The sequence below is a fragment of the Paeniglutamicibacter sulfureus genome, from assembly GCF_039535115.1.
Classification (GTDB): domain Bacteria; phylum Actinomycetota; class Actinomycetes; order Actinomycetales; family Micrococcaceae; genus Paeniglutamicibacter; species Paeniglutamicibacter sulfureus.
This window is the reverse complement of sequence record NZ_BAAAWO010000001.1, coordinates 3,957,187-3,983,510: the sequence shown is the minus strand read 5'-3', so window position 1 is coordinate 3,983,510 and position 26,324 is coordinate 3,957,187. Positions and strand designations below refer to the sequence as shown.

Genomic DNA, 26,324 nt, shown 5'->3' with positions numbered 1-26,324 from the left:
GTCAATGCCCGGGCACAAAGCGGCGGATGGCCACTGCGGAGGTTGCGGCCAGCAAGGCCAGTGCCGCCCAAGGGGCGGCCGCTGCCAGCGACGGCAGGTAGGCATGTTCATAGAGCGGACCCAATAGGGCATTTCCAGCCAGCACGGCCAGCCCCCCGCACGTGGCGAGCAGGCCGTAGTACGCCCCGGCGGGATGTCCGTTGGCAAAGCCGGCGACCAGGCCCAGGGCCGTAGGCGTCACGCACATGTGGCCCAGCGCCAGGGCCGTGACCATCAGTGCGGCGGGGGCGAGGGACGCGCCCTCCGGCGCCTCCCGTGTTGCCAGCACCGCCAAGAGCAAAAATCCCACGGCCTGCACGGAAAATCCGAGCGAGAGGGCCGTTTTGTCCCCGACGCGGCGCATGAACCCGGCAATGGGCCATTGCAGGGCCACGGTCAGAAGCGAAACGTAGACAAAGACCCCGGCTAGTGCCCCGACTCCGGCGCCGCTGCGTTCAAGTTCCACCGGCAACCCGAGGTAGAGCTGGTTGTAGGCGAGCAGGTTCACCGCGTAGAACGAGGCAAACAGCACAAACCGGCGTTCACGCAGGCACGCCCAGGTGCCTGCCCCCTCCCGATTCCCGACCCGTGAAATCGCTGTTTGGCCCCCGGCGTCGGTTCCCGGAATCCACCGCAGGAAGACCAATGCCATGACGGCAAAGATCGCCGCGCCGGCCAGCAGCGCGGCATCGATGCCGACACCGAGCAGCAAGGCACCGAGCACCGGGCCTGCCACTGCGCCGATTTCACCGAAAATGACCAGCAGCGCAAAAAGCGTCGGCTTGGCGCGGGTGCCGGCGTTCCCCGTCTCCATGGACCGGGCCGTGCCCACCAGGCTTTCGAGCGCCGGCGAGAACAGGGCTCCACCGACTCCAGTGATGATGGCACCGGCCAGGAACGAGGGAAAGTCCGCGGCCCAGGCCAGCACCAGATAGCCGGCAACCCGCACCAGGGTGCCGGAAACCATCAGCCGCCGCGCTCCCCACCTATCGGCCAGCACCCCTCCGATCAGGAACATCCCCTGCTGGGCGAAGGTCCTGGCCCCCAGCACCACCCCGATTGCCAGGGCACCCATGCCGAAGTCCCCGCGCATGCTCACGGCCAGGAAGGGGACAACGGAAAAGAATCCCACATTGAAAATCAGCTGGCTGGCCAGAAGCAGCCCGGGAGCGGGGCCTGTGCCCTGTACCCGGTCGGGCTCGCCGGCAAGGACGCGGGTGCCGCTCATGCGGCGCCCGTTCGGGTGCCCAATTGCGGGATGGCTGCCAGCAGCTCCCGGGTTGCCGGGTGCCGGGCAGTGTGGAACATATCGAGGGTGTCGCCCTCCTCCACGATGCGCCCGGATTCCAGCACCACGGTGCGGGAACATAGCCGGGACACGGCGGAGAGGTCGTGGGACACGAACAGCAGTCCCATTCCGTCCTGCCGGACCAATTTCTCCAGCAGCCCCAGCACCGCATCGCGAAGCGGCAAATCCAGCCCGCTGACGGGTTCGTCGGCCAACAGGATCGACGGCCCGGGAACCAGGGCCCGGGCGATGGCGACCCGCTGGTTCTGCCCGCCGGAGAGTTCGGCCGGCTTGCGTCCCAGCAGTCCGGGATCGAGTTCGACGCGTTCCAGGGCGCGATGGATCATTTGCCGGTGTTCCCCCTGGATGCGAAGTTGCCTCAGCGGCTCGAGCATCAGTTGTTGGACGCTCATGCGCGGGTCCAGGCTGCCGGCGGGGTTCTGCGGGACGTACTGCACGAACCGCCGGTACCACCGCAGAGAGGAAACCGGACCGGGAACCAGCGGGTTGTCATTGAACTGGACGGATCCGGAGTCCACCTTTTCCAGGGCGAGCAGGCACCGCACAAGCGTTGACTTTCCGGAGCCCGAGCTGCCCACCAAGCCTACGGCTTGGCCTGCTTCGATGCCGAGGTTGATCCCGCGCAGCGCCCGGTGGCCCTGACGGCTCCTCGGCCACCGGCCAGGATAGCCGTGGACCAGATCCAGGGCGCGCAATCGGGCCGTCATGCGGCCGCCACCTCGAGCGGAGGAGCGAAGGATGAGCGGGCCGAATCGACCATGGCAGCGGTGTAGGGATGCCGTGGCCGGGCGATCAACTCCGGCATGTGGGCCTCCTCGATTTTCCGGCCGTCCTGCAGCACGACCGCGCGGCCGCATATTTGCTCGGCAGCGGCCAGGTCGTGGGTGATCAGCAGCAGGCCACCCGCGGTGGAAGGGACCCCCGCCAGGATCTCGAGCACCCTGGCCTGGTTGACGACGTCAAGAGCCGTGGTCGGCTCATCGGCCACCAGGATGTCGGCCCGGCAGGCAAGCGCCAAGGCGATGCATACTCGTTGCAGCTGTCCGCCCGACAATTCCCCGCTGAAGCTGCGCAGCATGCGGTCCGCGTCGGCCAGTCCCACCGAGGCCAGCAGCTCACGGGAAATTTCACGCGCCTCGCGTCCCGAGAGCCCCGCGTTGCGCAGTGGCATGGCCAGCTGGCGGCCCAAGCGCACCAGCGGGTTGAGTGCTGCGGCCGGGTTCTGGTGGATCGCGGCGAATTCCCGCCCTGCGAGCCTTCGGCCCCGGAGCGGAATTTCCTTGCCGTTGACGCGCAGCATCCCCGTGGCCTCCATCCCGGCCGGGAGCTGCCCCAGCAAGGCCGCCGCCGTGAGGGACTTGCCGGATCCGGAGGACCCCAGCAATGCCAGTTTCTCCCCGGGTTCGATGCTGAAGTCCAGCCCCGCGACCAGGGGTTTCCCGTGCAGGGAGATGGTGAGGCCTTGGACGAGCAGGGCAGTCATAAAGTGCGGGCTTTCGTGTGGCGGTTCGGATGGCAAACGCTATTGCAACTAACAATCATTCTCGTTAAGAGCTCGATCGAATATTACCCCATGCAGGACACGGCTTCCGAAACGACCGCTCACGGAACTCCCTAGCGGGGGGATTTTCGTCCGTGAGCCTGGCGTCGCAGGTTCGTTGCGCCCACGAACACGAAATTGCTTCGCGAACGGAGACAAGACGGTGTCAGCACGGCCCTGACCCGTTCAAGAAGATGGGGGGCAGTGGCGGATGGCGCCGTGCGGCCACGTTCCGCGGATTCCGGTGCCGCGTCGCAGGGTTCCTGCGCCCCGGATTCCACTAGGCTGGTGCGCACCATGGACTACAGGAATACCACCCACCAGACCGGCGGCCGGGAACGGGCGATTGGCGAAGATTCGCGGCCCGGGGAAGACGAATTCCGCGTCGACATCGAGCGCATCCGCTTCTCCCCTTATTTCTCGCGGCTCTCGGCGGTCACCCAGGTGATCCCGCAGGCCGGCGCCGGCACCGTGGTGCACAACCGGCTCACCCACTCGCTGAAGGTCTCCGCGGTGGCACGCTCCATTGCCATCGGGTTGCGCAATGCCGACGAGCCCACGCGCACGCTGGTGGCCGATCTCGGCGGCTGCGATCCCGTCGTGGTGCAGGCGGCCGCTGCCGCCCACGACCTGGGCCACCCGCCCTTTGGGCATCTGGGCGAACAGGAACTGGACCGGGCGGCCCGTCAGATCCTCGGGTTGCCCGACGGGTTTGAGGGCAACGCCCAAAGTTTCCGCATCCTCACCGCGCTGGACAGCTGCGACGCGAGCCCGCGCGGGCTGAACCTGACCCGTGCTGTGCGTGCGGCGGTGCTGAAGTACCCCTGGACCCGCAACGAATGGCGTTCCCTGCCGGCTCGGTCCCCGGAACTTCTGCCGCGCGGCGTGGGCCTCGGCGATGGAAACGCCGCCTTGAAATACTCGGCCTACGACATCGAGGCCGCCGAGATGCGTGACGTTCTTTCCGTTTTCCCGCAGATCGCCGAGCACCAACAGACCCTGGAATGCTCGGTCATGGACATCGCCGATGACATCGCCTACGCGGTGCACGACCTGGATGACTTTTATCGTGCAGGGGTGCTGCAGTATTCCCCGGTGTCCGCCGAGCTGCGGCACTGGCTTGATTCCGGCGCCGAGTTGGCCAGGCTCGATGTGTGCGAACTGGACCAGCGCCTGCCCGGCCACGGGCTCGAGCGCACTTGGCGGCGGGTTGCCGCCAAAGACCCGTGGATAGCCAATGCCGACGCCTTCCGCGCCTCGGTGCAGCGCGTTGGCCATGACCTGGTCGAAGGGCTGCTGTCCCTGCCCTATGACGGCGGACTTGACGCCGACCGCGCAGTCACCGCCTTCACCCGGCGCTGGATCGACAGGCTCCAGGCCTCGATCGCGGTGGAGAAGGACCCCGTGATTCGCAGCGGGCACGTCCGCTTGGCTGACGAGGCCTGGCACGACGTGGTGGTGCTCAAGTTCGTGCACGAGCGCTTTGTTCTGGAACGCTCCGACCTGGCGCTATACCAGCGCGGACAGACCCGCATCATCAGGTCGCTGGCCGAGGGCCTGGCCGCGTGGCTGGATGATCCACAGGATGCAGCCCGCGCACCGCGCAGGCTGCTGGACTCCGTCGAGGCGGCAACCGGCGAATACCGCCAGCTCTATTCCGAGACCTCCGGACCGCTTCCGGATTCCTCACGCAGGGAGATCGAGCGGCTGGGACGGGCCCGGGCCATCGTCGACTACATTGCCTCGTTCACCGACGCGCAGGCCGCCTCCGTCAATGCCCTGCTCACCGGCACCTCGGAGAGCATCTGGGAAGTCGGACGCGGGTTGTAGATGCGTGACAGCCGTTCAATCGCGGAAGGCGGGAGAAAAATGGTGGATGTTTTCTCCCGCCTTCGACACTGATGAAAGAAGTTCCATGGACTGCGTGATGCCGTTGCGGATCTTGGAAGCCGTGAGGCTGCTGCACCGCATGGGCTATGGCGGGCTGAGATTCAATCCCGGGCTCAGCGCCTCGGGCATGTTCTGGCGCATCGCGCTGTTTTCCCAGGATTCACTGGATGTAAGCGGGGATGCCACTGAGCCAATCGGGGATGAACAGTGCCTGCGCTATTCAAATGGCGAAGGATACGAATTCAATGCACGTCAGTTCCCCGAAGACGTCGGCCATGTCACGGTCGCCGAGGAAATCCTCGCCGCATTGCCCAAACTGCAGCGAAGCGATCCGCGGAATGCCAATGATCGGGCGTACACGGAATGGTTTGCACGTCTCCTTCCGTTGGTGAAGAGCACATCCGGCCTGCCGATTGCCTACTGGGACTCCTATGGAGAGGACAAGGGCTGGAAGCTGGCATGGCCCGTTGACCGGTATGTGGAGTCACCGCCCGACAACCAGGCAATTCCCACACCGAAAAAAGACGAGCACTATGTCCTTGGGCTATGCGACGAGATCTTGGGCGAAGGACATGTCAGCCAGATGACGTTCGGATGGTTGCGTGGCGATCCTTCGCTGGCCACCGGCAAGCGCTCGAAGCTCCCGGTCGACGGCTTTTGGCGTACGCACGGGATCGTCGTGGAATTCCACGAGCGCCAACACAGCGAACCTGTTCCGTTCTTCGATGACAAGATCACGGCAACGGGAATGACCCGCGGCGAACAGCGCAAACTCTATGACCGTCGCAAAGCTGAACTTATCCCCCAAAACGGGTCGATATTGATAGTGATCGAGCAGAGTGATTTCCCACTGCAGAAAAACAAGATCGCCCGCGACCATGACCGGGACCTGCGCATCGTCAGGCGCCGTCTCTCCGCATTCCTACGCTGAATGCACGAATGCCGCGTAACCACTTTGCAGTGGTTACGCGGCATTCTTTTCCCAGTGAGACTACTTCTTGAGCAGTTCCAGTGCGGTGTTCAACGTCGTGGACGGACGCATGATGGCTGCGACCTTCTCCTCGACCGGGCGGTAGTAGCCACCCAGATCGACAGGGGCACCCTGCACGGCGGCGAGCTCGGCCACGATGGCTTCCTCGTTGCCGCCCAGTGCCTCGGAGACGGCCTTGAAGGCAGCTGCCAGCTCGGTGTCCTTGGTCTGTGCCGCCAGTTCCTCTGCCCAGTACTTGGCCAGGTAGAAGTGGCTGCCGCGGTTGTCCAGCTCGCCGGCCTTGCGCTTGGGCGACTTGTTCTCCAGCAGGAAGGTGCCGGTTGCGGCATCCAGGGTGTCTGCCAGGATCTGCGCGCGAGCGTTGTCCGAGGTGTTGGCCAGGTGCTCGAAGGAGACGGCCAGGGCCAGGAACTCGCCCAGGGAATCCCAGCGCAGGTGGTTTTCGTTCACCAGCTGCTGCACGTGCTTCGGGGCCGAGCCGCCGGCACCGGTCTCGAACAGTCCGCCACCGGCGATCAGCGGCACGATGGAAAGCATCTTGGCGCTGGTGCCCAGTTCGAGGATCGGGAACAGGTCGGTGAGGTAGTCGCGCAGCACGTTGCCGGAAACCGAGATGGTGTCCTCGCCGCGGCGGATGCGATCGATGCTGTACTTGGTGGCATCGACCGGCGAGAGGATCTCGATGGTCAGGCCCTCGGTGTCGTGGTCCTTCAGGTACTCGTTGACCTTGGAGATCAGCACGGCGTCGTGCGCGCGGGTCTCGTCCAGCCAGAACACGGCAGGGGTGGCCGAGGCGCGGGCGCGGTTGACGGCCAGCTTGACCCAGTCGCGCACCGGCACGTCCTTGGTCTGGCAGGCGCGCCAGATGTCACCCGGGAAGACCTGGTGTTCGATGAGCACGCCGCCGGTGGCGTCCAGGATCTGGACGTGGCCGGCTGCCTTGATCTCGAAGGTCTTGTCGTGGGAGCCGTATTCCTCGGCAGCCTGGGCCATCAGGCCGACGTTCGGGACGGTGCCCATGGTGGTCGGATCGTAGGCACCGTTGGCGCGGCAGTCGTCGATGACGACCTGGTAGATGCCCGAGTAGGAGGAGTCCGGCAGAACTGCCAGGGTGTCGCGTTCCTTGCCCTCTGCATCCCACATGTGCCCCGAGGTGCGGATCATGGCGGGCATGGAGGCATCGACGATGACGTCCGAGGGTACGTGCAGGTTGGTGATGCCCTTGTCGGAGTCCACCATGGCTACTGCGGGGCCCTCTTCCAGGCCCTTGGCGATCAGTGCCTCGACGCCGGCGCGCACCTCGTCGGAGAGCTCGTCGAGCCCGCCGAGGATGGCGGCAAGGCCGTTGTTCGGGTTCAGGCCTGCTGCTTCAAGCTGCTCGCCGTAGGTCTCGAACAGCTCGGAGAAGTAGGCCTTGACGACATGGCCGAAGATGATCGGGTCCGAGACCTTCATCATGGTGGCCTTCAGGTGTGCGGAGAACAGCACGTCTTCGGCCTTGGCACGGGCAACCGCGTCCTTGAGGAACTTGTTCAGCGACGCGGCGTGCATGACGGTGCCGTCGATGATTTCGTCCTTCAGCACCGGCAGGGCCTTCTTCAGGACTTTGACATTGCCGTCTTCGCCGACGAAGCGGATCGAGAGGTTCTGGGGGTTGTCGATGACAACGGACTTCTCGTTGGCACGGAAGTCATCCTCGGTCATGGTGGCGACGTTGGTCTTGGAGTCAGCGGACCAGGCACCCATGGTGTGCGGGTTCTTGCGGGCGTAGTTCTTCACGCTCAACGGTGCGCGGCGGTCGGAGTTGCCCTCGCGCAGCACCGGGTTCACGGCGGAACCCTTGATCTTGTCGTAGCTTGCGCGAATTTCGGTTTCCTCGTCCGAGGACGGGTTGTCCGGGTAGTCCGGAAGCGCATAGCCGGCGGCCTGCAGTTCGGCAATGGCTGCCTTGAGCTGCGGGATGGAGGCCGAAATGTTCGGCAGCTTGATGATGTTTGCATCCGGGCTCTTGGCCAGGGCGCCGAGCTCGGCCAATGCGTCGGGAATCTGCTGCTCTGCAGTGAGGTGGTCGCCAAAGGCGGAAATGATGCGGCCGGCCAACGAGATGTCGCGCGTCTCGATCTCTACACCCGCGGTCGAGGCGTATGCTTCGACAATCGGCAGGAACGAGTGGGTTGCCAGCATCGGAGCTTCGTCGGTGTGGGTATAAATAATCTTGGCCATAGGTGCGGCGTCTCCCTGAACGGTCTTCTCGGATATGAATGGTCCGACTTGATCTCAACAGCCCTAACTTACCCGATTTACTGCGCCCGGACACTTTTTGTGGCGAGACTCCCCTTCTCCCCCGGACCCTTTTCACCCCGAAAAGCCGGGCCAATCGGGACCGCGGCGGCACACCCGCGTTAAGTTAACCCCTCATAACTGAACCGCGGACACCCCTCCCTCAGGTGCCTGGGAACAGCTTCCCCAGCTCACGTACGGTTTCATCGAAGAGCGCCAGCGGATCGGAGTCCACCCCGTCGAATTCCTGGCGGGCGAATGATTGCCAGGCCACCCGCCAAGCGGCCGTCACCACCTCGGCAACCAAGAGCGCCTGGATCGGCCGCAGCGGGCCCCGTTGCGCCAACGACGCACTAAGCCCCTCGACAAGGTTTCGCTCCTGGCGCGTGGCAACCCGCATCATCTCCGGTTCCTGGACCATCAGTCGGGAAATCCTGCGGAAGTCGCTCTCTGCAACCTCCAGGGCGAAGAGCTCGCGGCACACGGCCAACAGGTCACCCAGGATCCCGGCGGCATTGCCATGCCGGCTTTCGCAGGCCACCAGGGCGTCGATCAGGCCCTGCTGGCCGGGCATGAGGGCATGTTCCTTGGAAGAGTAGTAGCGAAAGACGGTGCGCTCGGAAATGCCCACGCGTGCGGCGATGTCGCCGATCGTGGTGGCATCCATCCCCTTCTCTTCCACGAGGTCCAGCGTGGCACCCTGGATCTCGCGCAGCATTTGGGCGCGATGCTCTTCACGGATACCCATGGCTCAGCTCTTTTCTTGAATCGGAGGCGCTCCCGGATAGGCGCGGGGCTCACCACACTATATTTCATGTCACACTATGACAGAATTTGCTTACCAAAGCTGTCAGACCATGACATGATTTTATTCGTTCAAATCTTACAGAAGAGGTAGCTTCCGATGGCTCTGTCCACAGAAGACACGATTTCCCCGCCTGCAGCTCCTGCGCGGCAGGCTCCGCCCACCCTGCCCACCAAGCAACTCGTCGGCATCATCGGCTCCCTCGCGCTCGCCGCGTTCCTGATGATCCTGAACGAAACGGTGCTCAGCGTCGCCCTCCCGGCGATCATGGTGGACCTTTCCGTGTCGGCAGCCGCCGGCCAGTGGCTGACCACCGGTTTCCTGCTGACAATGTCCGTGGTCATCCCGACCACAGGCTATCTGTTGCAGCGCTTCAGCTCCCGGAGCCTATTCATTTTCGCGCTGTCCAGCTTTCTGGTCGGCACCTTGCTCGCGGTCTTCGCGCCAAGCTTCGCGGTGCTGTTGGTCGCCCGCATCATCCAGGCCATCGGCACCGCCATTGTGCTTCCGTTGCTGATGACCACCACCCTGATGCTGGTGCCCGTGCACAAGCGCGGCGCCATCATGGGCCTGAACTCGATCGTCATCTCCGTCGGTCCCGCCATTGGACCGACGGTTTCCGGCGCAATCGTCAACGCCTTCACCTGGCACTACATCTTCATCCTGATGGCACCGCTGGCTGTGGTCATCCTGGTACTGGGGATCATCTTCATCAAGCTCCCGTCCCACGCCCGCAAGATTCCGCTCGATGTCCTTTCGGTCGTGCTTTCCGCGCTTGCCTTCGGCTTCCTGGTCTACGGCATCTCCAGCCTTGAGCACGCCGCCGACAACCTGCTCGTCACCGTCGCTTCCTTCGCCATCGGACTGGTCTCCCTGGCTTTGTTCATCAAGCGCCAGGTTCGGCTGACCCGCGTCGGCAAGGAGCTGCTGAACCTCACTCCCTTCAAGACCCGGACCTTCACCTTCTCGGTGGTGATGATCATGATCGCGATGGGCACCCTGCTGGGCACCATCGTGATGGTCCCGATCATCCTTGAATCCGGTGCCGGCTTCACCACCCTGTCCATCGGCATGATGCTGCTCCCCGGCGGTCTGGCCCAGGCGGTCGTTGCACCGATCTTCGGGCGCATCTACGACCGTTTCGGTCCCCGCCCGGTCCTCATTCCGGGAGCCGCCATGCTGGCGCTGGGCCAGTGGATGTACGTCACCGTGGATTCCGAGACCGCGCTGTGGATGTTCATGGTCAACCACATCGTCTTCTCCATCGGCCTGGCCCTGCTGATGACCGGTCTGATGTCATCGGCCCTGGCCACCGTTGAGCCTCGCCTCTACGGCCATGGCTCGGCCATTTTCACCACCGGCCAGCAGCTCGGCGGTGCCATCGGCACCACCATTTTCGTGACCGTCATGTCGCTGCTCGCCGGTTCCAAGATGGAAGCAGGTTCGGATCTGGCCCACGCGCTGTTCTCCGGCGCGCACGTTGCCTTCATCGTCGGCGCCGTCCTGGCCACCGTTGGCCTGGTGATCTCCCCCTTCGTCAAGGTGGACAAGCAGCGATAGCGGCAGCATCGATCAAAGAGGCTGAACTCAGGCCCCGGGCGAATCAATCGTCCGGGGCCTCGGCACACCCTGAATCTTCGCGTCCTCTTTCCCTATCGGCACGGGAAGCCGACCGGGGATCTTGAACGGATCACCATGGTGGGCGCATTGGGCCGGGGCATGCCCGGGTGACGGAGTCACGTACCACAGAGCTTCAGGCTTCCTACAATGCTGAAACGATCCAGATCACCAAGGCAATGGCCACCAGAACTCCCACGATTGTCCATACAAGGCCGCTTCCACGCATGTCCTTCACTTCCATTCTCTTGGTTGGTACCTCTCATCATCGGCTTACGAAACCCGCATATCAAGGTTTTGCACTGTGGTGCGCATGGCGCTCAACCTGATTTCACCGACGCCGTGGATCGCTCGTTTTCCCCACCATCGCATGACTCGATCTGCTCTCTTGGCGCGGTGCTGCGGGCTGTGCGGATGGGGATAACCTCGACCCCGTGACCGAATCCGCCGACCGGGTTCGGTGATGCATGGCAAGTTCCTGATCGACTGCCAGAACCGATGTGCTCGGACAGGTGAACAATGAGACCAAGTACCTGCCGGCAAACCAGGCAAACGGCGTGGAGACCAGCTCGGGAAATCGAAGGGGGAATTTGTTTTCGGGACCATATGTCTTCCGGTTTCCCCGCATCCAAACGACGGCTTAAACGGAAAGCTGCCGCCGGCGTTTGCCCCTGAAGGCGAAACGCCGGCGGCAGCCGGATCACTTGTTCCTAGTGGAAGAAGTGGCGTGCTCCGGTGAAGTACATGGTGATGCCCGCTGCGTTTGCTGCAGCAATGACCTCTTCATCACGGACCGAACCGCCGGGCTGCACCACTGCGCGCACACCGGCGTCCAGCAGGATCTGCAGGCCGTCGGCGAACGGGAAGAACGCATCCGAGGCTGCAACGGCGCCCTTGGCACGCTGTGCCGAGACGCCCTCGGCGCCCGAGGCCCCGCCCGCAGCATCCACGGTGGACTCGACGGTGACGCCCAGGGTGTTGGCGCGCTCGACCGCAAGCTTGCAGGAATCCACGCGGTTGACCTGGCCCATGCCGATGCCCACGGCGGCGCCGTTGTTGGCCAGCAGGATGGCGTTGGACTTCGCGGCACGCACAGCGGTCCAGGCGAAGGCCAAATCGGCCAGGGTGGCCTCGTCGGCAGCCTCGCCGGCCGCAAGGGTCCAGTTCGCCGGGTCGTCACCGTCGGCGTCGACCTTGTCGGACACCTGGACCAGCACGCCGCCGGAAACCTGGCGGATTTCGGCCGGGTAGCGGCCGTAGCCCTCGGGCAGTGCCAGCAAGCGGATGTTCTTCTTCTTGGAGAGGATCTCCACGGCTTCGGGTTCGAAGGCCGGAGCGATGACGACCTCGGTGAAGATGTCCTTGACCGTGTTGGCCATGCCCGCGGTCACGGTGCGGTTTGCGGCAATGACGCCGCCGAAGGCCGAAAGCGGATCGGTGGCGTGCGCCTTGGCGTGCGCGTCGGCGATCGGGTCCGCGGCATCGGCGGAGGCCACTGCGACGCCGCAGGGGTTGGCGTGCTTGATGACCGCAACTGCCGGTGCATCGAAGTCGAAGGCGGCGCGCAGCGCTGCATCGGCGTCGACGTAGTTGTTGTAGCTCATGGCCTTGCCGTGCAGCTGGTCAGCCTGGGCGATGCCCGCCGGGGCAGCCTTGTCCACGTAGAGGGCTGCCTGCTGGTGCGGGTTTTCGCCGTAGCGCAGGACCTCTGAGCGTTCCAGGGCCAGGCCCGAGTACGCGGGCCAGTCGATGACTCCGTCGCCGTCCTCGTCGAGGAACTGTGCCGCGGTCCACGAGGCGACAGCGGTGTCATAGGCGGCGGTGTGTGCAAAGGCCTTGGCGGCCAAGCGCTGGCGGGACTTCAGATCGAAGCCGCCGGCCGCGGCCGCCGCAATGACGGCGCCGTAGGCGGCGGGGTCCACGACGATGGACACGGCGGCGTGGTTCTTGGCCGCCGAGCGCACCATGGCAGGGCCCCCAATGTCGATCTGCTCCACGACGTCGTCCATGGCGGCGCCGGAGCGCACGGTGTCGACGAATGGGTAGAGGTTCACCACTACCAAGTCGAAGGCCTCGATCTGCATGTCTTCGAGGGTCTTCATGTGCTCCGGGACGCGGCGGTCGGCCAGGATGCCGCCGTGCACGCGCGGGTGCAGGGTCTTGACGCGGCCGTCAAGCATCTCCGGCGAGCCGGTGACTTCCTCGACCTCGGAGACCGGGATCCCCGCGGCCGCAATGCGCTTGGCGGTGGAGCCGGTGGAAACCAGTGCGACGCCTGCCGCATGCAGGCCCGCTGCCAGCTCCTCCAATCCGCTCTTGTCGTAGACGGAAATCAGTGCCCGGCGAATCGGGACGCGATCAAGGACGGTCTGGCTCACAAAAGTCTCCCAGGGTGCGGTTTGAGGGGGGTGCTATGCCCCATCTTATCCCGCACCCAGTTGGGGGACTTCTTGTGTGGCGCGGTGGTTACTTGATCATCTCCCCCGCGGGAGTGACTACGTACCAGACGTCGTTCAGGCCCTGGCCCAATACATCGCCCGGCTTGGTGTCCTTGGCGAAGTAGTACAGCGGCATGCCGTTGAGCGTGAGGTGCTTCTCACCCTCGGGGCTGTCGATGGTCCCGACTTCGCCGGTGACGCCCTCCACCACGGGGGTGTCTCCGCTGGCCACCGCGATCGGCCAAGCGACCAGGCAGTCGCCGGTGCACGCGCTGGTGGTGGTGTCCTTCTTGTCCTTGGTGAAGTAGTAGAGGCTCATCCCTTCACCGTCCACGACAATGGTGCCCAGGCTGGATTCGCCGGTCATCAGGTCGGGCGTTGAAGCCGCAGGGCTCGAAGCCGCGGCACTGGTCTCGGCCGGCGCCGTCGTTGCCGCCGTGCCCGGGGCTGCCGGAGAGTCGTCGTCGCCGGAAGCACAGCCGGAAAGCAGCAATGCGGCACCCAGCAGGACCGCAGCTGAAGACGCGAACGCCTTGTGATGAATACGGTTCATGATGCAATTCCTTACACTCGAAGGGCGAAACGGCACCCCGATTCCACGGGGCCAGAGCGCCCCGGGGAACATTCGGGCGGAACCGAGAGGGAACTCTTACCAGCTAAGACGCATCGACCGGGGACAAGGTTCATGCTTTTCAGAACTTTTTTTGCGCATACTTGAATCATGGTTGAACCGTTTGCAGTTCCGATGCGTCTCAGTTGGTGACCCGATGTTTCCGAAACGACTCACTGGAGCCCATGTGCCACTCGATGCGCAAGTGGTGTCGGACATCTACCGCGACCACGGAGACGCCCTGCGACGCTTCGTCCTGCGTGTAGCCAACGACCGGGACGAGGCCGACGACGTCGTGCAGGAAACCGTGCTCAAGGTGTGGAAGACCGCACCGGAGCTGACCGGTTCGCTGCGCAGCTACCTGTTTGCCACCGCCCGCAACGTGATCATCGACAGACACCGCCGGGCCGCGGCGCGGATTTCCGCCACCGCGCTCGGCGCGCAGGATCCGGAAGGCCCGGGCGTGCCTGTGGGCATGGAAGCTGTTTTGGACAGAATTCTCATGGAGGAGGCTTTGCTGCGTTTGACCCTCGAACACCGGCAGGTGGTGATCCACATGCATTATCTGGGCTCCACCGTGGCCCAAACGGCATCGAGCCTGGGGATCCCCCAGGGCACGGTGAAATCACGGGCGTACTACGCCATGCGGGCCCTGCGCGGGATCCTGGCGGAAATGGGAGTGGAACAGTGAACGAGCACATGAACCTGGGTGCCTACGTGCTGGGCGGACTCGACGCCGACGAGACAGGGGCCTTCGAGGCGCATCTTGCCGGCTGTGGGCAGTGCCGCCAGGAACTCTCCCTCTTCGCCCCGGTGTCGACGAGGCTTGGCTCGTTGGACGCGCAGGACGCCCGCGCCTTGCTGTTCGGGGACCACGCCATCCCGGAGGAAGGCCCCGGAGCCAGTCTTCTGGACCGGTTGCGGGAGAGGCGGCGAACCCGGCGGATCCTGTTGGGGTCGGCGGCAGCGGCGGCTGTCGCTGCATCAGTTGCCGGAGGCGTCTTTCTGGCACCCGTGCTGCGACCGGCACCGGCCCCGGATGCCACCTACGAGGTGGTCTCGGCAGCGGGACCGCGCGTGGACCTGGGACTCAATGCCAAGGCCTGGGGCACCGAGCTCCAATTCAGGGGAACCGAGTTGCCCACCAGCGGGACGCTGTCCTTGTGGGTGGTGGACGAATCGGGGGAAGTCGACCGTGCCAGCTCCTGGAACGCCACCAAGACGGGCACTGCCCGCGTGAGCGGGGCCGTGCCCACCGAAATGGGGAGAATTTCTGCGATCCAGCTGCGCGACGTGGACTCCAGGATCCTCGCGGAGCTCAAGCTTCCCGGGGATCCTTCGAGCCTGTCGAGCTAATGCGCGAGTTCCGGGAAGTGCTTGGCCAGCTGGGATTCGGTGAGGCACCTGCGCAGGAGCGCATCGCCGTGCTCCTCGTCGGAGAGGTAGACCACCACGTCCGAGTTTCGTCCCACGGCCAGGGCGGAGCGCAGTGACTCGGTGACGCGGATGAGCATTTCGTAGTACAGGCGGTTGGTTCGTTCCCATCCGTGGTCCTTGGCCACGTCGGTCAACGCCTGGCTCCACAGCGCCGTGGCCGATTCGTCAAAGAGCTCGATGGGGCTCCACTGCCAATCCGAGGGGTTCCACTTTGAGGAGTAGTAGCCCTGTTCGGCATCCGAGGTCAGGGCGTCGAATTCCTTGAGCACCGCGTCAATGTCTTCGTCGTCGTCATCCTCGTCCACGTAAACGTCGTCATCCTCGTCGTCATCGTCCGAGTCGTCGTCATCGGTGTCGTCGTTGTCATGCAGATGGACGTCCCGGTCGGACCCGTCATCGTCGGCATCGGGCCGTTCTTCGAAGTCTTCGGCTTCGTCCTCGTCCTCGAAGTCCTCGGCATCCGGTTCCTCGACGTTGACGCTGAGGGCACGGGTCAGGGCTTCTTCGGAGTTCAGTGCGAGCACGGGCAAATCGATGTGGTCGGTTTCGTCGGCGCTCACCCCATCGAGGGCAATGGCATAGAACACTTCGTCCGGGTGACGGTCAATTATTTCCTCCGCCTGGCGAAGAGCCGACACCCGTATCGCCTCTTCGAGAGCGGTCCAATCTACTCCCATATCCAGAGCCTACCCCGGGTTGCCCCGCACCGGAACAGCCCCGGCACAAGGGGCTTCGCCGAATTTTCCCGGGCCGAAAAGATGCCGATCCACGAAACGCCAAGCCACAAAATGTCAAGGGCTATTCTGTGGTTTGCCGATTCAGCGCGTAGCGTTGTTGCTGGCGCCGGAGCACGTTTTCCGCCGGTGCCGCAATTTCCACATTGTTGCCGCGGTTGGACCCGTCCCGCGCCAGACCGCTCCTGTCCGAAAGCCAAGCCCAGATGAACAATTACTTGAAGCTACCCACCGGCGAGTCGGTCGTCCAGAACCTCCCGTGGAAGTGGGGCGTGCAAGGGAAGATCTTCATCATTGGCGGACTCGGGTTCATGTTCGACGCCTGGGATGTCACGCTCAATGGCGCCTTGATCCCCTTGGTCGCCGCGGAGTGGGGCCTGGACAGGACCACCGCGGCGCTGCTGGGCACCGGAAACCTGCTGGGCATGGCCCTGGGCGCCTTCCTCTGGGGAACCATCGCGGACAAGATCGGCCGTAAGAAGGCCTTTACCTGGACACTGTTGATCTTCTCGATCTTCACCGTTGCCGGCGCCCTGGCCCCGAGCTTTGCATGGTTTGTGGCCTTCCGCTTCATCGCCGGGGTGGGACTGGGCGGCTGCATCCCGGTGGACTACGCTCTGGTGGGTGAATTCACGCCCGCCAAGCAACGCGGCCGGGTACTCACGGCCATGGACGGCTGGTGGCCGGTGGGCGCAGCCCTCTCATTCTTCATTTCCGGTTGGGTCCAGGCGACCACCGGAAACTGGCGGCTCATCCTGGCAGTCATGGTGCTCCCTGCATTGATGGTCTTCTGGGTCCGCCGCAGCGTTCCGGAGTCCCCGCTCTATCTGGTCCGCAAGGGCCAGCGGGATGAGGCGGCGAGGGTCATTGACGACCTGGTCGCCCGCACCGGGGTACCCGCACAGTCCTACACCCTTCCGGAACCGGAGGCCGCCCCTCGATTGTCCCCCGGCTCCTGGCTTGAGCAGCTCGTGAAGATCTGGCGTTTCAGCCCACGGATCACCCTGGTTTCGTGGTCGCTGTTCCTAACCATCCTGCTGGTCTACTACCTGGCCCTGACGTGGATGCCGTCGATCCTGGCGGACACGGGCATGGTGCAGTCCACCGCGTTCTTCATGACGTCGGTGATGGCCCTGATGGGCCTGATCGGCGTGGTCATTGCCGCACTGTTGGTGGAGCGGGTCGGCCGCAAGTGGTTGCTGGGCATCACCGGTCCGTTGTCAGCCCTCATCCTGGTCATGGTCGCGGTGACACTCAATGCACCCGCGTTGGCGCTGCTCTGGTTGCTGGTCTTTGGTGTAGTCGTACAGATCGCCATCCCGGTGCTGTACGCCTACGTGTCCGAGCTTTACCCGACCGAGCTGCGCGGGTCGGGCTTCGGCTGGGCATCTTCGTTCAGCCGCCTGGGCGCCGGATTCGGACCGCTGCTCTTCGCCTCATTGTGGCCGGTGGTTGGACTGGGCAATTTGTTCATGGCGGCAGGGGTCCTGGTGCTGGGCGCTGTCATCCTGATGGCATTCTTCGCCCCCGAGACCAAGGGCCGGGCCCTACAGTAGAGTCCGGTCCACTGCCTTGCAGTGGATTCCGAACCACCCCTGTGGCCCCTGGGCCTGCCCAGAGCGCCCGGTATGCTGCCGGAGCTATCGGTTAGTCTGGATTCATAGGTCAACTCCCCGAATTTCCGCGAAGTCTGCGGCATCACAAGATGAGGCCGCAGGACGTCGGAGCCCGCAGTCTCAATTGGGCTGCGAAGCGCCGGCCAATGCCCCACACCGCTTTTTCCGAGCAAGGATTCATCAAGGGCCAAAGCCCGGCGAAAGGCATCCATGCATGATGACATTCCGTTGACCCTTGGACGCGTCAAGCGAGTCCTCGAGGAACGCATCCGCCCGGCCATCCACCCGGTTTTGATCCCGCTTGACGTTGGCTGGTTTCAGCTTCCGGGCGAGCCCATCGCGCCGGCGGACGCCCTGGGCCTGGAGTACACCGATTATCAGGTCGGCACTCCCTGGGGCGCAGCCTGGGGAACCACCTGGTTCCGCCTGCGCGGAACGGTTCCCTCCTCTTGGGCGGGCAAGCGCGTCGAGGCCCTGGTCGACCTTGGCTTCGACCAGACCCTGACGGGTTTCCAGTGCGAGGGGCTGGTCTACCGCGGGAACGGCACCACCGTGAAAGCGATCAATCCGCGCAACCAGTGGATCCCCGTCGCGGATCCCGCCGCGGGCGAAGAGTCCGTCGAGTACTTCATCGAAGCCGCAGCCAACCCGGTGCTGCTTGGCCACCACCCGTTCCAGCCCACCGCCGAAGGCGACATCCGGACCTCGTCCTCGCGGAAGATCTACGCCACCGGTCGCATGGACCTGGCGATCTTCGAGCCGGAGGTCCACGAGCTTGCCCTGGACCTTGAGGTGCTGCTCGAGCTCCAGGCCGAATTGCCCCAGGGTCCGCGCCGGATGCGCATCCTGCAGGCCATGGACAAAGCATTGGATGGGCTCGACCTGCAGCACATCACCGAAACCGCGCCGGATGCCCGCACCGAACTGGTGGAAGTGCTTTCCAGACGCGCCGATGAGAGCGCCCACCACATTTCCGCGGTGGGACACTCCCACATCGATTCGGCCTGGTTGTGGCCGGTGCGCGAGACCATCCGCAAAGTCGCCCGCACTTGCTCCTCCATGGTGGAAATGCTCGGCATGGACAAGGATTTCCTCTACGGCATGTCCAGCGCGCAGCAGTACGCCTGGCTCAAGGAACACCGCCCGGAGGTCTACGACAAGGTCAAGGAGGCAGTGGCATCCGGCCGCTTCCTTCCCCTGGGCGGCATGTGGGTCGAGTCCGACACCGTCATGCCTTCCGGCGAGTCCCTGGTGCGCCAGTTCCACTACGGCCAGAAGTTCTTCCGCGAGGAATTCGGCGTCACCTGCGCCGGCGTGTGGCTGCCGGACTCCTTTGGCTACTCCCCCGCCCTGCCGCAGCTGATGCGCCGTGCCGGCTTCGAGTGGTTCTTCACCCAGAAGATCTCCTGGAACCAGCAGAACACGTTCCCGCACCACAGCTTCCTCTGGGAAGGTATCGATGGCTCGCGCGTGTTCAGCCACTTCCCGCCCATGGACACCTACAACGCGCAGCTTTCGGGCGAAGAGGTGGCCCGTGCCGCGCGCCAGTTCCGCGAGTCCCGCCACGCGACCGGATCGATAGCCCCGGTGGGTTGGGGAGACGGCGGCGGCGGCACCACCCGCGAGATGACCGGCAAGGCACGCCGCCTTGCCGACCTCGAGGGAAGCCCCACCGTGAGGTGGGAGCATCCCGACGCGTTCTTCGCCCGCGCCAAGGCCGAGTTGGAGAACCCTCCGGTGTGGGTGGGCGAGCTCTACCTGGAGCTACACCGTGCAACGCTTACCTCCCAGCACCGGACCAAGCAGGGCAACCGCCGCACCGAACTGCTGCTGGTGGAGGCCGAGCTGTGGTCGGCAACAGCAGCCGTGTCCTCCCGCTTTGCATACCCGTATGCCGAAATCGACGCATTGTGGAAGCAGGTTCTGCTCCACCAGTTCCACGACATCCTGCCGGGCACCTCCATCGCGTGGGTCCACCGCGAGGTCGTGGCCGAGTACGCCACGGTGACCCAGCGCGCCGAAGCCATCATTGCCGCGGCACAGGCAGCGCTGGTGGGCACCGGCGACACCCCGATCACCCTCAACGCGGCTCCGTTCACCCGCTCGGGCGTGCGCACCGGCGCCGGGGCGGCAGTTGCCGATCTGGCGCCCGTCACCGACACCGTGACGGCCACAGAGTCCCCGGAGGGCTTCGTGCTCACCAACGAGCTGGTCACCGTCGCGATTTCGCGCGAGGGACTGATCACCTCCGCGATAGACCACCTCAGCGGCCGCGAGACCATTGCCGCCGGCAAGGACGCGAACCTGATGCAGCTGCACCAGGACTTCCCGAACAAGTGGGACGCCTGGGACGTGGACAAGTACTACCGCAACCAGGTCACCGACCTGCGCGAACTGGATGCGATCACGCTGGCCACCGATGCCGACGGTACTGCGCGCGTGGTCGTTGAGCGCAGTTTTTCCGCCTCGACCCTGCGCCAGGATTTGACCCTGGCACCGGGTTCGCGGGTACTGCAGATCGAGCAGGCCACTGACTGGCACGAGACAGAGAAGTTCCTGAAGGTCGCCTTCCCACTCGACATCCGCGCGGAGCACACCATCGCCGAAACCCAGTTCGGCTACCAAAAGCGCGTCACCCACGTGAACACCAGCTGGGAGGGCGCGAAGTTCGAGACCTCGATGCACCGATTCGTGCTGGCCGAGGAGCCCGGCTTCGGCGCGGCGCTCATCAACGATTCCATCTACGGTTTCGATGTCACCCGGGATTCCACCGAGGCGGGGGTGACGACCAATGTGCGGCTCTCGCTGCTGCGCGCCCCGCGCTTCCCCGATCCGGAAACCGACCAGGGCCTCCAGAGCCACCGCTACGGCCTTGTCATCGGCGCCGACATCGCCTCCGCGACCGAGGCAGGGGCCCTGATGAACAGCGCCGAACGCACGGTCACCGGCGCCCACGGGTTCGATCCGCTGGTCACGGTCGAGGGCACGGGCATCATGCTCTCCAGCGTGAAGCTGGCGGGTGACCGCTCGGGCGATTTGGTCGTGCGCGTCTATGAATCCCTGGGGCGCCGGGCCGCCGGCACCGTGAACGTGCACCGGCCGGTGGAGTGTGCCTCGGTGACCACCCTGCTGGAGGATCCGATCGAAGGTCCCGGCGGGATGGCCGAACACACCGACGGCTCGGTCGCCATCGCACTGACGGCCTTCGAGGTGCGCACCTTGCGCTTCCGGCTCGGCGGCTAGCCCCCGTCCGGCGTGGCTACGCCTTCGCGGCCAGGTCCGCCAGCGTGGCGATGAGCAGGCGGCGCTCGATCACCTTAATGCGCTCGTGCAAGGTTTCCTCGGTGTCGTCGTCCTGGATGGCCACGGCTTCCTGGCGCAGGATGGGTCCGGTGTCCACCCCGGCGTCGGCGATGTGCACGGTGCAGCCGGTGACCTTGACCCCGTAGGCCAGCGCGTCGCGGACCCCGTGGGCGCCCGGGAAGGAGGGCAACAGGGCCGGGTGGGTGTTGATGTAGGTGCCGTCGAAGGCGTTGATGAACTCTTCGCCGACAATCCGCATGAAGCCCGAGGACACCACGTAGTCGGGTTTGTAGGACAGGCATTTTTCGGTCAGTGCGTGGTTCCAGTCGGAGCGCTCGGCGAAGTCCTTGAAGTTCACCACGAAGGTCTCGATGCCGGCAGCGGCCGAGCGCTCGACGCCGAAGGTGCCGTGCTTGTCGGCGCCCACGGCGGCGATTTCCACGTTTTCCAGCGACCCGTCGGCGACGGCGTCGATGACTGACTGGAGGTTGGACCCGGTGCCGGAGACAAGAACTACGATGCGCATGGGTACAAGTTTAGTGGGGCGCCGCCAGTTCCCCTGACAGGTCAAGGGAGCTGGCAATGAGTTGGGCCGTGTAGGGGTGCGCGGGGTTGTTGTAGATCTGCTCGGTGTCCCCTGCTTCGACGATGCGCCCGTCCTTCATCACGATCACCCGCTCGCAGAGGTGGCGCACCACCGAAAGGTCGTGGGAGACCAGCAGCAGCGTCAGCGCGTACTCGTCGACCAGGTCCGCAACCAGGTTCAGCACCTGCGCGCGCACCGAGACATCCAGCGCCGAGACCGGCTCGTCGGCCACCAGTATCCGCGGGCGGTTCACCAGGGCGCGGGCGATGGAAATGCGTTGGCGCTGTCCGCCGGAGAACTGGTGCGGGTAGCGCCCGGCCGATTCGGCCTCCAGGCCCACCAGCCCGAGCATCCGGTGCACCTCGGCCAGGCGCCCGGCCGCGTCAAGTGTCCGCCCCGGCACCAACAGCGGTTCGGCGATGATGTCCGCTACCCGCATCCGCGGGTCCAGCGATCCCAGCGGATCCTGGAAGACGATCTGCAGCGCACTGCGCAGGGAGGCCAGGTCCGCCTCCCGGGCACCGGCGACAGGGGTCCCGGCGACGGTGGCCTGCCCTGAGGTGGGTTGGTCAAGCCCCGCAAGAATGCGCAGCAGCGTGGACTTGCCCGAGCCGGACTCCCCCACGATGCCCACCCGTTCCCCGGCCGCCACGGTGAAGCTGACATCGACCAGGGCATTGACCACGGGGCGCGGGCCGAAGGCCGTGGTGCGGGCACGGTGGTAGGTGCGGCCCAGCCCCGTCGCGGTGATCAGTGCGGGACCGGGCTTTGGGTCGGCGAGGGCCGGGTGCGGGTCCGGAGTCGACGCCGGCGGTGCCTCGCGCAGCGCCGGCGGCACGTAGCTTGCCGCGGTGTCCACGGTGAACAGGCGTCCGCGCGCATCGGTGGCCGACAGGTCGCTCGCCGCCAACAGTGCGCGGGTGTAGGGATGCTCGGGTGCGGAGAAAATCCGGTCAATCTCCCCGGATTCGACCAGGTGCCCCTTGTTGAGCACCAGCACCCGGGTGCATACGTTCGCCACCACGGCCAGGTCGTGGGTGATGAACAGCAGCCCGGTGCCGCGCTCGCGCACCTGGGCGGAGATGAGCTCGAGCACCTGGGACTGCACCGTGACATCCAACGCCGTGGTCGGCTCGTCGGCCAGCAGCAGCTGCGGGTCGTTGGCCAGGGCCATGGCGACCATGACGCGTTGGCGCTGTCCGCCGGAGAGCTGGTGCGGGTAGGCGCCGGCCGCCTGGGAGGGATCCGGGATCTTCACCGAGGCCAAGAGTTCGACGGCGCGCCGGCGGGCGGCGGCGCGGTTCGGCACCGTGCGGTGCTGGAGCATCACCTCGGCGACCTGGGCGCCGATTTTCATCAGCGGGTTCAGCGCAGAAAGCGGCTCCTGGAAGACCATCGAGATCTCATCCCCGCGCAACCCCTGCATCGATCTGTCGTCCGCGGTGAGCAGGTTGGGTGCGAACCCGTGCAGGTGCGCGGCACCGGAAACGGTGAGCTCCTCCGGCAGCAGGCCCAGCAGCGCCGTGGCGGTCAGCGACTTGCCGGACCCGGACTCGCCGATTAGCCCGATGCGCTCGCCGGCGACCATGGAGAAAGACAGCGAGGAGACCAGTGCCCGGCTGCCGGCGGAAACGGACAGGTCGGTGACCTCCAGCAGGTTCCCGGTTTCCGGTTCGAGGTGCCCGCTCACGCCTTGCCCCGTCCCAGTTTGGGATCCAGGGCATCGCGCAGCCCGTCCCCGAGCAGGTTGAAGCCCATCACCGCCACCGCAATCGCCGCCCCCGGCCACAGCGCCATCAGCGGGAACGTGCCCCAGTATTGCTGGGACTCCTGCAGCATCCTGCCCCAGGAGGGAACCGGCGGGGGCGTGCCAAGGCCCAGGAAGGACAGCGCGGCTTCCGCCAGCACGGCCAGGGCGAAGGTCACCGAGCACTGGATCAGCAACATCCCGGTGATGTTGGGCAGCACGTGGCGCCTGGCGATGCGCAGGGGACGCTGCGCGGCGGCGCGGGCGGCGAGCACGTATTCGGCGTTCATCACCTGCAGCGTCCCGGCCCGGGCCACCCGGGCGAAGCCGGGCACGGAGGCCAGGCCGATCGCCGCCATCGCCGAGACGGTGGAGGCGCCGTAGATCGCGGCGAACATGATGGCCAACAGCAGGGCGGGAAAGGCCAGCAGGATGTCGGAGGCGCGCATGGTGATTTCCTCCACGGCCCCGCGTCGCATGCCTGCCCAGATGCCCAGCGGGGTGCCGATGAGCACCGCGATACCCACCGAGACCAGTCCAACCAGCAGCGTGATGCGCGCGCCCACCAGGATCCGCGAGAGCAGGTCACGGCCCAGGTTGTCGGTGCCCAGCCAGTGTTCGGCGCTTGGCCCCTGCAGCCGCACCGGCGGGTTGGCCTGCAGCGGGTCAAAGGGAGTGAAAACCAGCGAGAGCAGTGCGGTGGCGGCGATCAGCACCACGATCCCCCCGCCGATGAGCAGCGCGGGGACGGGACGGGGCCGCACGGGTCCCGGCTTCATGGTCTCGGGCGACACGGGTGCTGGCAGCATGGGTTCGGGCTCCGGGGTTCTCATCGGACGGCGGCGCGGATGCGCGGGTCAAGGACGGTGTAGAGCACGTCCACCAGCAGGTTGACGACCAGCGTGATGGCCACCAGCACCATCACCACCGACTGGACCGTCAAAAGGTCGCGGTTGCCCACCGCGGAGAGCAGCATCGAGCCCAGGCCCGGGATCACGAAGACCCGTTCGATGACCACCGCTCCGATGATCAGCGCGGAGAACTGGACGCCGGTGACGGTGAGCACCGGGATCGCTGCATTGCGCAGCCCGTGCCGCCCCAGCGCGCGCAGCGGGGACAGGCCCTTGGCCCGCGCGGTGCGCAGGTAGTCCTCGTGCATCACCTCGAGCACCGCGGATCTTACGTAGCGCACCAGGATCGCGGACTGCACCCCGGCCAGCGCCATGACCGGCAGCACCAGCCGGGACAGGAACCCGGCGAAGTCGGTGCCAGGTGCCACCCACCCGTTGGCGGGAAGCCAGCCCAGGCGCAGTGCGAAGAAGGAGACCAGCACGATGCCCAGCAGGAAGCCGGGGATCGCGATGCCCAGCTGGCTGAGCGCGGAGATCAGCGCGCCGGAAGGCTTCGAATGCCGCACTGCGGCAATGGTGCCGGCGGGGATCGCGATGGCCAGCGCGAGCGCCATGGCGGCGGCGACCAGGATCAGGGAGACCTGCACCTTGTCGGCCACCAGCGGGGAGATGTCGGCCCGGGTCACGTAGGACACCCCGAAGTCCCAGCGCCAGAGCCCGGAGAACCAGTCCCAGTACTGCACGGGCAGCGGCCTGTCGGTCCCGAATTGGCGGGCAAGGGAGGCGACAATTTCCGGGGAGGCGTTTTGTCCGGCGGCGATGACCGCCGGGTCCCCGGGCAGCACGCGCATCAGGGCGAAGACCAGTATCGTGGCGGCCAGCAGCGACAGCAGGAAGCGGGCCAGGTTCCCCGCAATGCGCACCAGCATTCCTCGACCGCCCCCGCCTAGGACCAGGCGATGGTGGAGAGGTTCAGCGCCTCGGTGACCGAGTTGGCGCCCAGGCCGGTGATCCCCGCCTTGGCCACCGACACGTTGGGGAAGATGAACAGCGTGTCCACCGCCGCGTCGTCCACGATGGTGCGCACCACGTTCTGCATCCCAGCCACGTAGTTCGACTCGTCTGCCGCATCCGCGGCGGCGGCCTCGTCCTTGATCTTCGAGTTGTCATAGCCGATGTAGTAGTCGGGGTTGTTGAACATGGTCAGCACGTCGCGGGCCTCCACGGCCAGCACCACCGACATCTGGTAGTCGTGGCGGTTGAACACCGTATCCAACCAGACGGCGGGGAATTCGGCGCTGCGGATCCGCGCGTCGATCCCCACGTCGCGCAGCTGGGACTGGACGATTTCCGAGACGGCAGTGGCGTAGGGACGGGTGGGCACCGTGAAATCGATCTTCAGGTTCTCGGCGCCGGCCTCCTTCAACAGGGCACGGGCCTTGTCCGGGTCGAAGGGATAGCGGTTGTTGAGGTCCTCGTAGTACGGGTCGGTGGGCGGCACCGGCCCGCCGACCAGGGTGCCCAGGCCGTTCCAGGCGGTGTCGCGCACCGACTTGCGGTCGATGGCGTAAAGCACCGCTTGGCGCACCCGCTTGTCGTCAAAGGGCTTGGCCTTGTTGTTCATCGACAGGATGATCTCGCCGTTGGAGGTGCCCTCGATGACCTGGTAGGCGGAATTGGCCTGGAAGGAGGACAGCAGCTCGGGGGCCTGCATGTTGTAGATGATGTCGACGTCGCCGGAGGACAGCGCGTTGGTGGTGGCAATCGCATCGGCGAAGTAGCGCAGGGTGACATGTCCGATGGCCGGGGCCGGACCCCGGTAATCGGGGCGGGCCGACATCGTGATCGATTCCCCGCGCGCCCAGGACTCGAGCTGGTACGGGCCGGTGCCCACCGGGGTGTTTGCCAGGTCCTCGACTCCGGAGGGGTCGAACATGGCGCCCACCAGCGTGGTCATCGAATACAGCCAGGCTTGCGAGGGACGGGCAAGGTTCACCGTGACCGAGGTCGGGGAATTGACCACGACTGTGTCCACCACGTCCATCTTGGACTTCAGCCCGTTGAGCCAGGCGTCGGATTTGACGCGCTCGATGGAGAACTTCACGTCGGAGGCGTCGAAGGCGGCGCCATTGGAGAACGTGGCGCCTTCCACCAGGGTGAAGGTGTAGGACTTGTTGTCGGCACTGGTTTCCCAGCCGGTGGCAAGTTGCGGGATGATGGCGCCGGTCTGGTCAACGCCCACCAGCCCCTCGTACACGTTGGACATCATGGCCTGCGGGATCGCGGCCCCGGCGGTGGTGGTGAAGTCCAGGTTCACCGGTTCGCCGGTTAGTGCGACCACCAGCCTGTCTGGATCGGCCGGCGCCCCGCCGGTGGATCCCGCGTTGCAGGCAGAGAGCAGGAGCATCGTGCCAAGCATGGCGGCGAGCATTGCGACGGTCTTTCTGCGTCGGCTCGATTGCGTTGCCTGCATCGTTGAATCAATCCTTCGGTACCTGGGCGTGGGCCTGCCGCGGTGCGGAAAAAGCACC

The 26,324-nt window shown here is 65.4% G+C and carries 20 protein-coding genes; 7 read left to right on the top strand and 13 right to left on the bottom strand.

The annotated features are described in order from the left end of the window. Nucleotide 1: 1 nt before the first annotated feature. The 3 genes from ABD687_RS18070 to ABD687_RS18060 are packed head-to-tail and all read right to left on the bottom strand — an operon-like array spanning nt 2 to nt 2,831. Entirely contained in the window at nt 2-1,267 is a 1,266-nt protein-coding gene (locus ABD687_RS18070) for an MFS transporter (RefSeq protein WP_302262852.1), read from the bottom strand. After that, nucleotides 1,264-2,055, bottom strand: a complete 792-nt coding sequence (locus ABD687_RS18065; protein WP_302262853.1) for an ABC transporter ATP-binding protein — start codon at nt 2,053-2,055, stop codon at nt 1,264-1,266. The genes ABD687_RS18070 and ABD687_RS18065 overlap by 4 nt, the downstream gene beginning before the upstream one ends. Further along, entirely contained in the window at nt 2,052-2,831 is a 780-nt protein-coding gene (locus tag ABD687_RS18060) for an ATP-binding cassette domain-containing protein (RefSeq protein WP_302262854.1), read from the bottom strand. The genes ABD687_RS18065 and ABD687_RS18060 overlap by 4 nt, the downstream gene beginning before the upstream one ends. Before the next feature lie 354 nt (nt 2,832-3,185). Here ABD687_RS18060 and ABD687_RS18055 point away from each other — a divergent pair, with 354 nt between their 5' ends. Further along, complete coding sequence (locus tag ABD687_RS18055) at nt 3,186-4,718, top strand: deoxyguanosinetriphosphate triphosphohydrolase family protein (protein WP_302262856.1); 1,533 nt, start codon at nt 3,186-3,188, stop codon at nt 4,716-4,718. Nucleotides 4,719-4,764: 46 nt separating this feature from the next. Then, a complete protein-coding gene (locus tag ABD687_RS18050) occupies nt 4,765-5,709 on the top strand; it encodes a hypothetical protein (protein ID WP_302262857.1) in 945 nt (314 codons plus the stop codon). Between the two features lie 60 nt (nt 5,710-5,769). Here the strand turns inward: ABD687_RS18050 and ABD687_RS18045 are convergent, their stop codons facing one another. Beyond that, the gene (locus ABD687_RS18045) at nt 5,770-7,992 is read right to left on the bottom strand and encodes an NADP-dependent isocitrate dehydrogenase (protein WP_302262858.1); all 2,223 of its coding nucleotides are present in this window, start codon (nt 7,990-7,992) and stop codon (nt 5,770-5,772) included. Nucleotides 7,993-8,212: 220 nt separating this feature from the next. Next, complete coding sequence (locus ABD687_RS18040; protein ID WP_264268342.1) at nt 8,213-8,797, bottom strand: TetR/AcrR family transcriptional regulator; 585 nt, start codon at nt 8,795-8,797, stop codon at nt 8,213-8,215. 156 nt (nt 8,798-8,953) lie between these two features. Between ABD687_RS18040 and ABD687_RS18035 the strand changes: the two genes are divergently transcribed. Next, entirely contained in the window at nt 8,954-10,414 is a 1,461-nt protein-coding gene (locus tag ABD687_RS18035; protein ID WP_264268343.1) for an MDR family MFS transporter, read from the top strand. Nucleotides 10,415-11,181: 767 nt separating this feature from the next. On the opposite strand, the gene purH is transcribed toward ABD687_RS18035, so the two are convergent. Beyond that, nucleotides 11,182-12,849, bottom strand: a complete 1,668-nt coding sequence (gene purH / locus ABD687_RS18030) for a bifunctional phosphoribosylaminoimidazolecarboxamide formyltransferase/IMP cyclohydrolase (RefSeq protein ID WP_264268344.1) — start codon at nt 12,847-12,849, stop codon at nt 11,182-11,184. Nucleotides 12,850-12,937: 88 nt separating this feature from the next. Continuing rightward, on the bottom strand, nt 12,938-13,462 hold the full coding sequence (locus tag ABD687_RS18025) for a COG4315 family predicted lipoprotein (protein WP_302262860.1): 525 nt from the start codon (nt 13,460-13,462) through the stop codon (nt 12,938-12,940). Between the two features lie 244 nt (nt 13,463-13,706). Here ABD687_RS18025 and ABD687_RS18020 point away from each other — a divergent pair, with 244 nt between their 5' ends. After that, nucleotides 13,707-14,210: a sigma-70 family RNA polymerase sigma factor gene (locus tag ABD687_RS18020; protein ID WP_302262861.1), complete on the top strand. Its 504-nt coding sequence runs from the start codon at nt 13,707-13,709 to the stop codon at nt 14,208-14,210. Next, the gene (locus tag ABD687_RS18015; protein ID WP_310289240.1) at nt 14,207-14,875 is read left to right on the top strand and encodes an anti-sigma factor family protein; all 669 of its coding nucleotides are present in this window, start codon (nt 14,207-14,209) and stop codon (nt 14,873-14,875) included. Before ABD687_RS18020 ends, ABD687_RS18015 begins: the two co-directional genes overlap by 4 nt. Here ABD687_RS18015 and ABD687_RS18010 read toward each other — a convergent pair. Further along, nucleotides 14,872-15,633, bottom strand: a complete 762-nt coding sequence (locus ABD687_RS18010; RefSeq protein ID WP_264268347.1) for a DUF4303 domain-containing protein — start codon at nt 15,631-15,633, stop codon at nt 14,872-14,874. The genes ABD687_RS18015 and ABD687_RS18010 overlap by 4 nt on opposite strands. 263 nt (nt 15,634-15,896) lie before the next feature. Here ABD687_RS18010 and ABD687_RS18005 point away from each other — a divergent pair, with 263 nt between their 5' ends. Both ABD687_RS18005 and ABD687_RS18000 read left to right on the top strand, forming a co-directional pair. Then, nucleotides 15,897-17,246: an MFS transporter gene (locus ABD687_RS18005; RefSeq protein WP_302262864.1), complete on the top strand. Its 1,350-nt coding sequence runs from the start codon at nt 15,897-15,899 to the stop codon at nt 17,244-17,246. A 270-nt stretch (nt 17,247-17,516) separates the two neighbouring features. Then, nucleotides 17,517-20,549 (top strand): alpha-mannosidase, encoded by a 3,033-nt coding sequence (locus tag ABD687_RS18000; protein ID WP_310289248.1) that lies wholly within the window; start codon nt 17,517-17,519, stop codon nt 20,547-20,549. A 16-nt stretch (nt 20,550-20,565) separates the two neighbouring features. Here ABD687_RS18000 and purN read toward each other — a convergent pair whose 3' ends face one another. The 5 genes from purN to ABD687_RS17975 are packed head-to-tail and all read right to left on the bottom strand — an operon-like array spanning nt 20,566 to nt 26,266. Then, a complete protein-coding gene (purN, locus tag ABD687_RS17995; RefSeq protein WP_302262866.1) occupies nt 20,566-21,135 on the bottom strand; it encodes a phosphoribosylglycinamide formyltransferase in 570 nt (189 codons plus the stop codon). 10 nt (nt 21,136-21,145) lie between these two features. After that, entirely contained in the window at nt 21,146-22,885 is a 1,740-nt protein-coding gene (locus tag ABD687_RS17990; RefSeq protein ID WP_310289251.1) for a dipeptide ABC transporter ATP-binding protein, read from the bottom strand. After that, on the bottom strand, nt 22,882-23,751 hold the full coding sequence (locus ABD687_RS17985) for an ABC transporter permease (RefSeq protein WP_377700317.1): 870 nt from the start codon (nt 23,749-23,751) through the stop codon (nt 22,882-22,884). Before ABD687_RS17985 ends, ABD687_RS17990 begins: the two co-directional genes overlap by 4 nt. Nucleotides 23,752-23,771: 20 nt before the next feature. After that, the gene (locus tag ABD687_RS17980; RefSeq protein ID WP_302262868.1) at nt 23,772-24,722 is read right to left on the bottom strand and encodes an ABC transporter permease; all 951 of its coding nucleotides are present in this window, start codon (nt 24,720-24,722) and stop codon (nt 23,772-23,774) included. Nucleotides 24,723-24,739: 17 nt separating this feature from the next. After that, nucleotides 24,740-26,266 carry an ABC transporter substrate-binding protein gene (locus ABD687_RS17975; protein WP_310289254.1) on the bottom strand — a complete coding sequence of 509 codons (1,527 nt, stop codon included), beginning with the start codon at nt 26,264-26,266 and terminating at the stop codon, nt 24,740-24,742. Nucleotides 26,267-26,324: the final 58 nt, after the last annotated feature.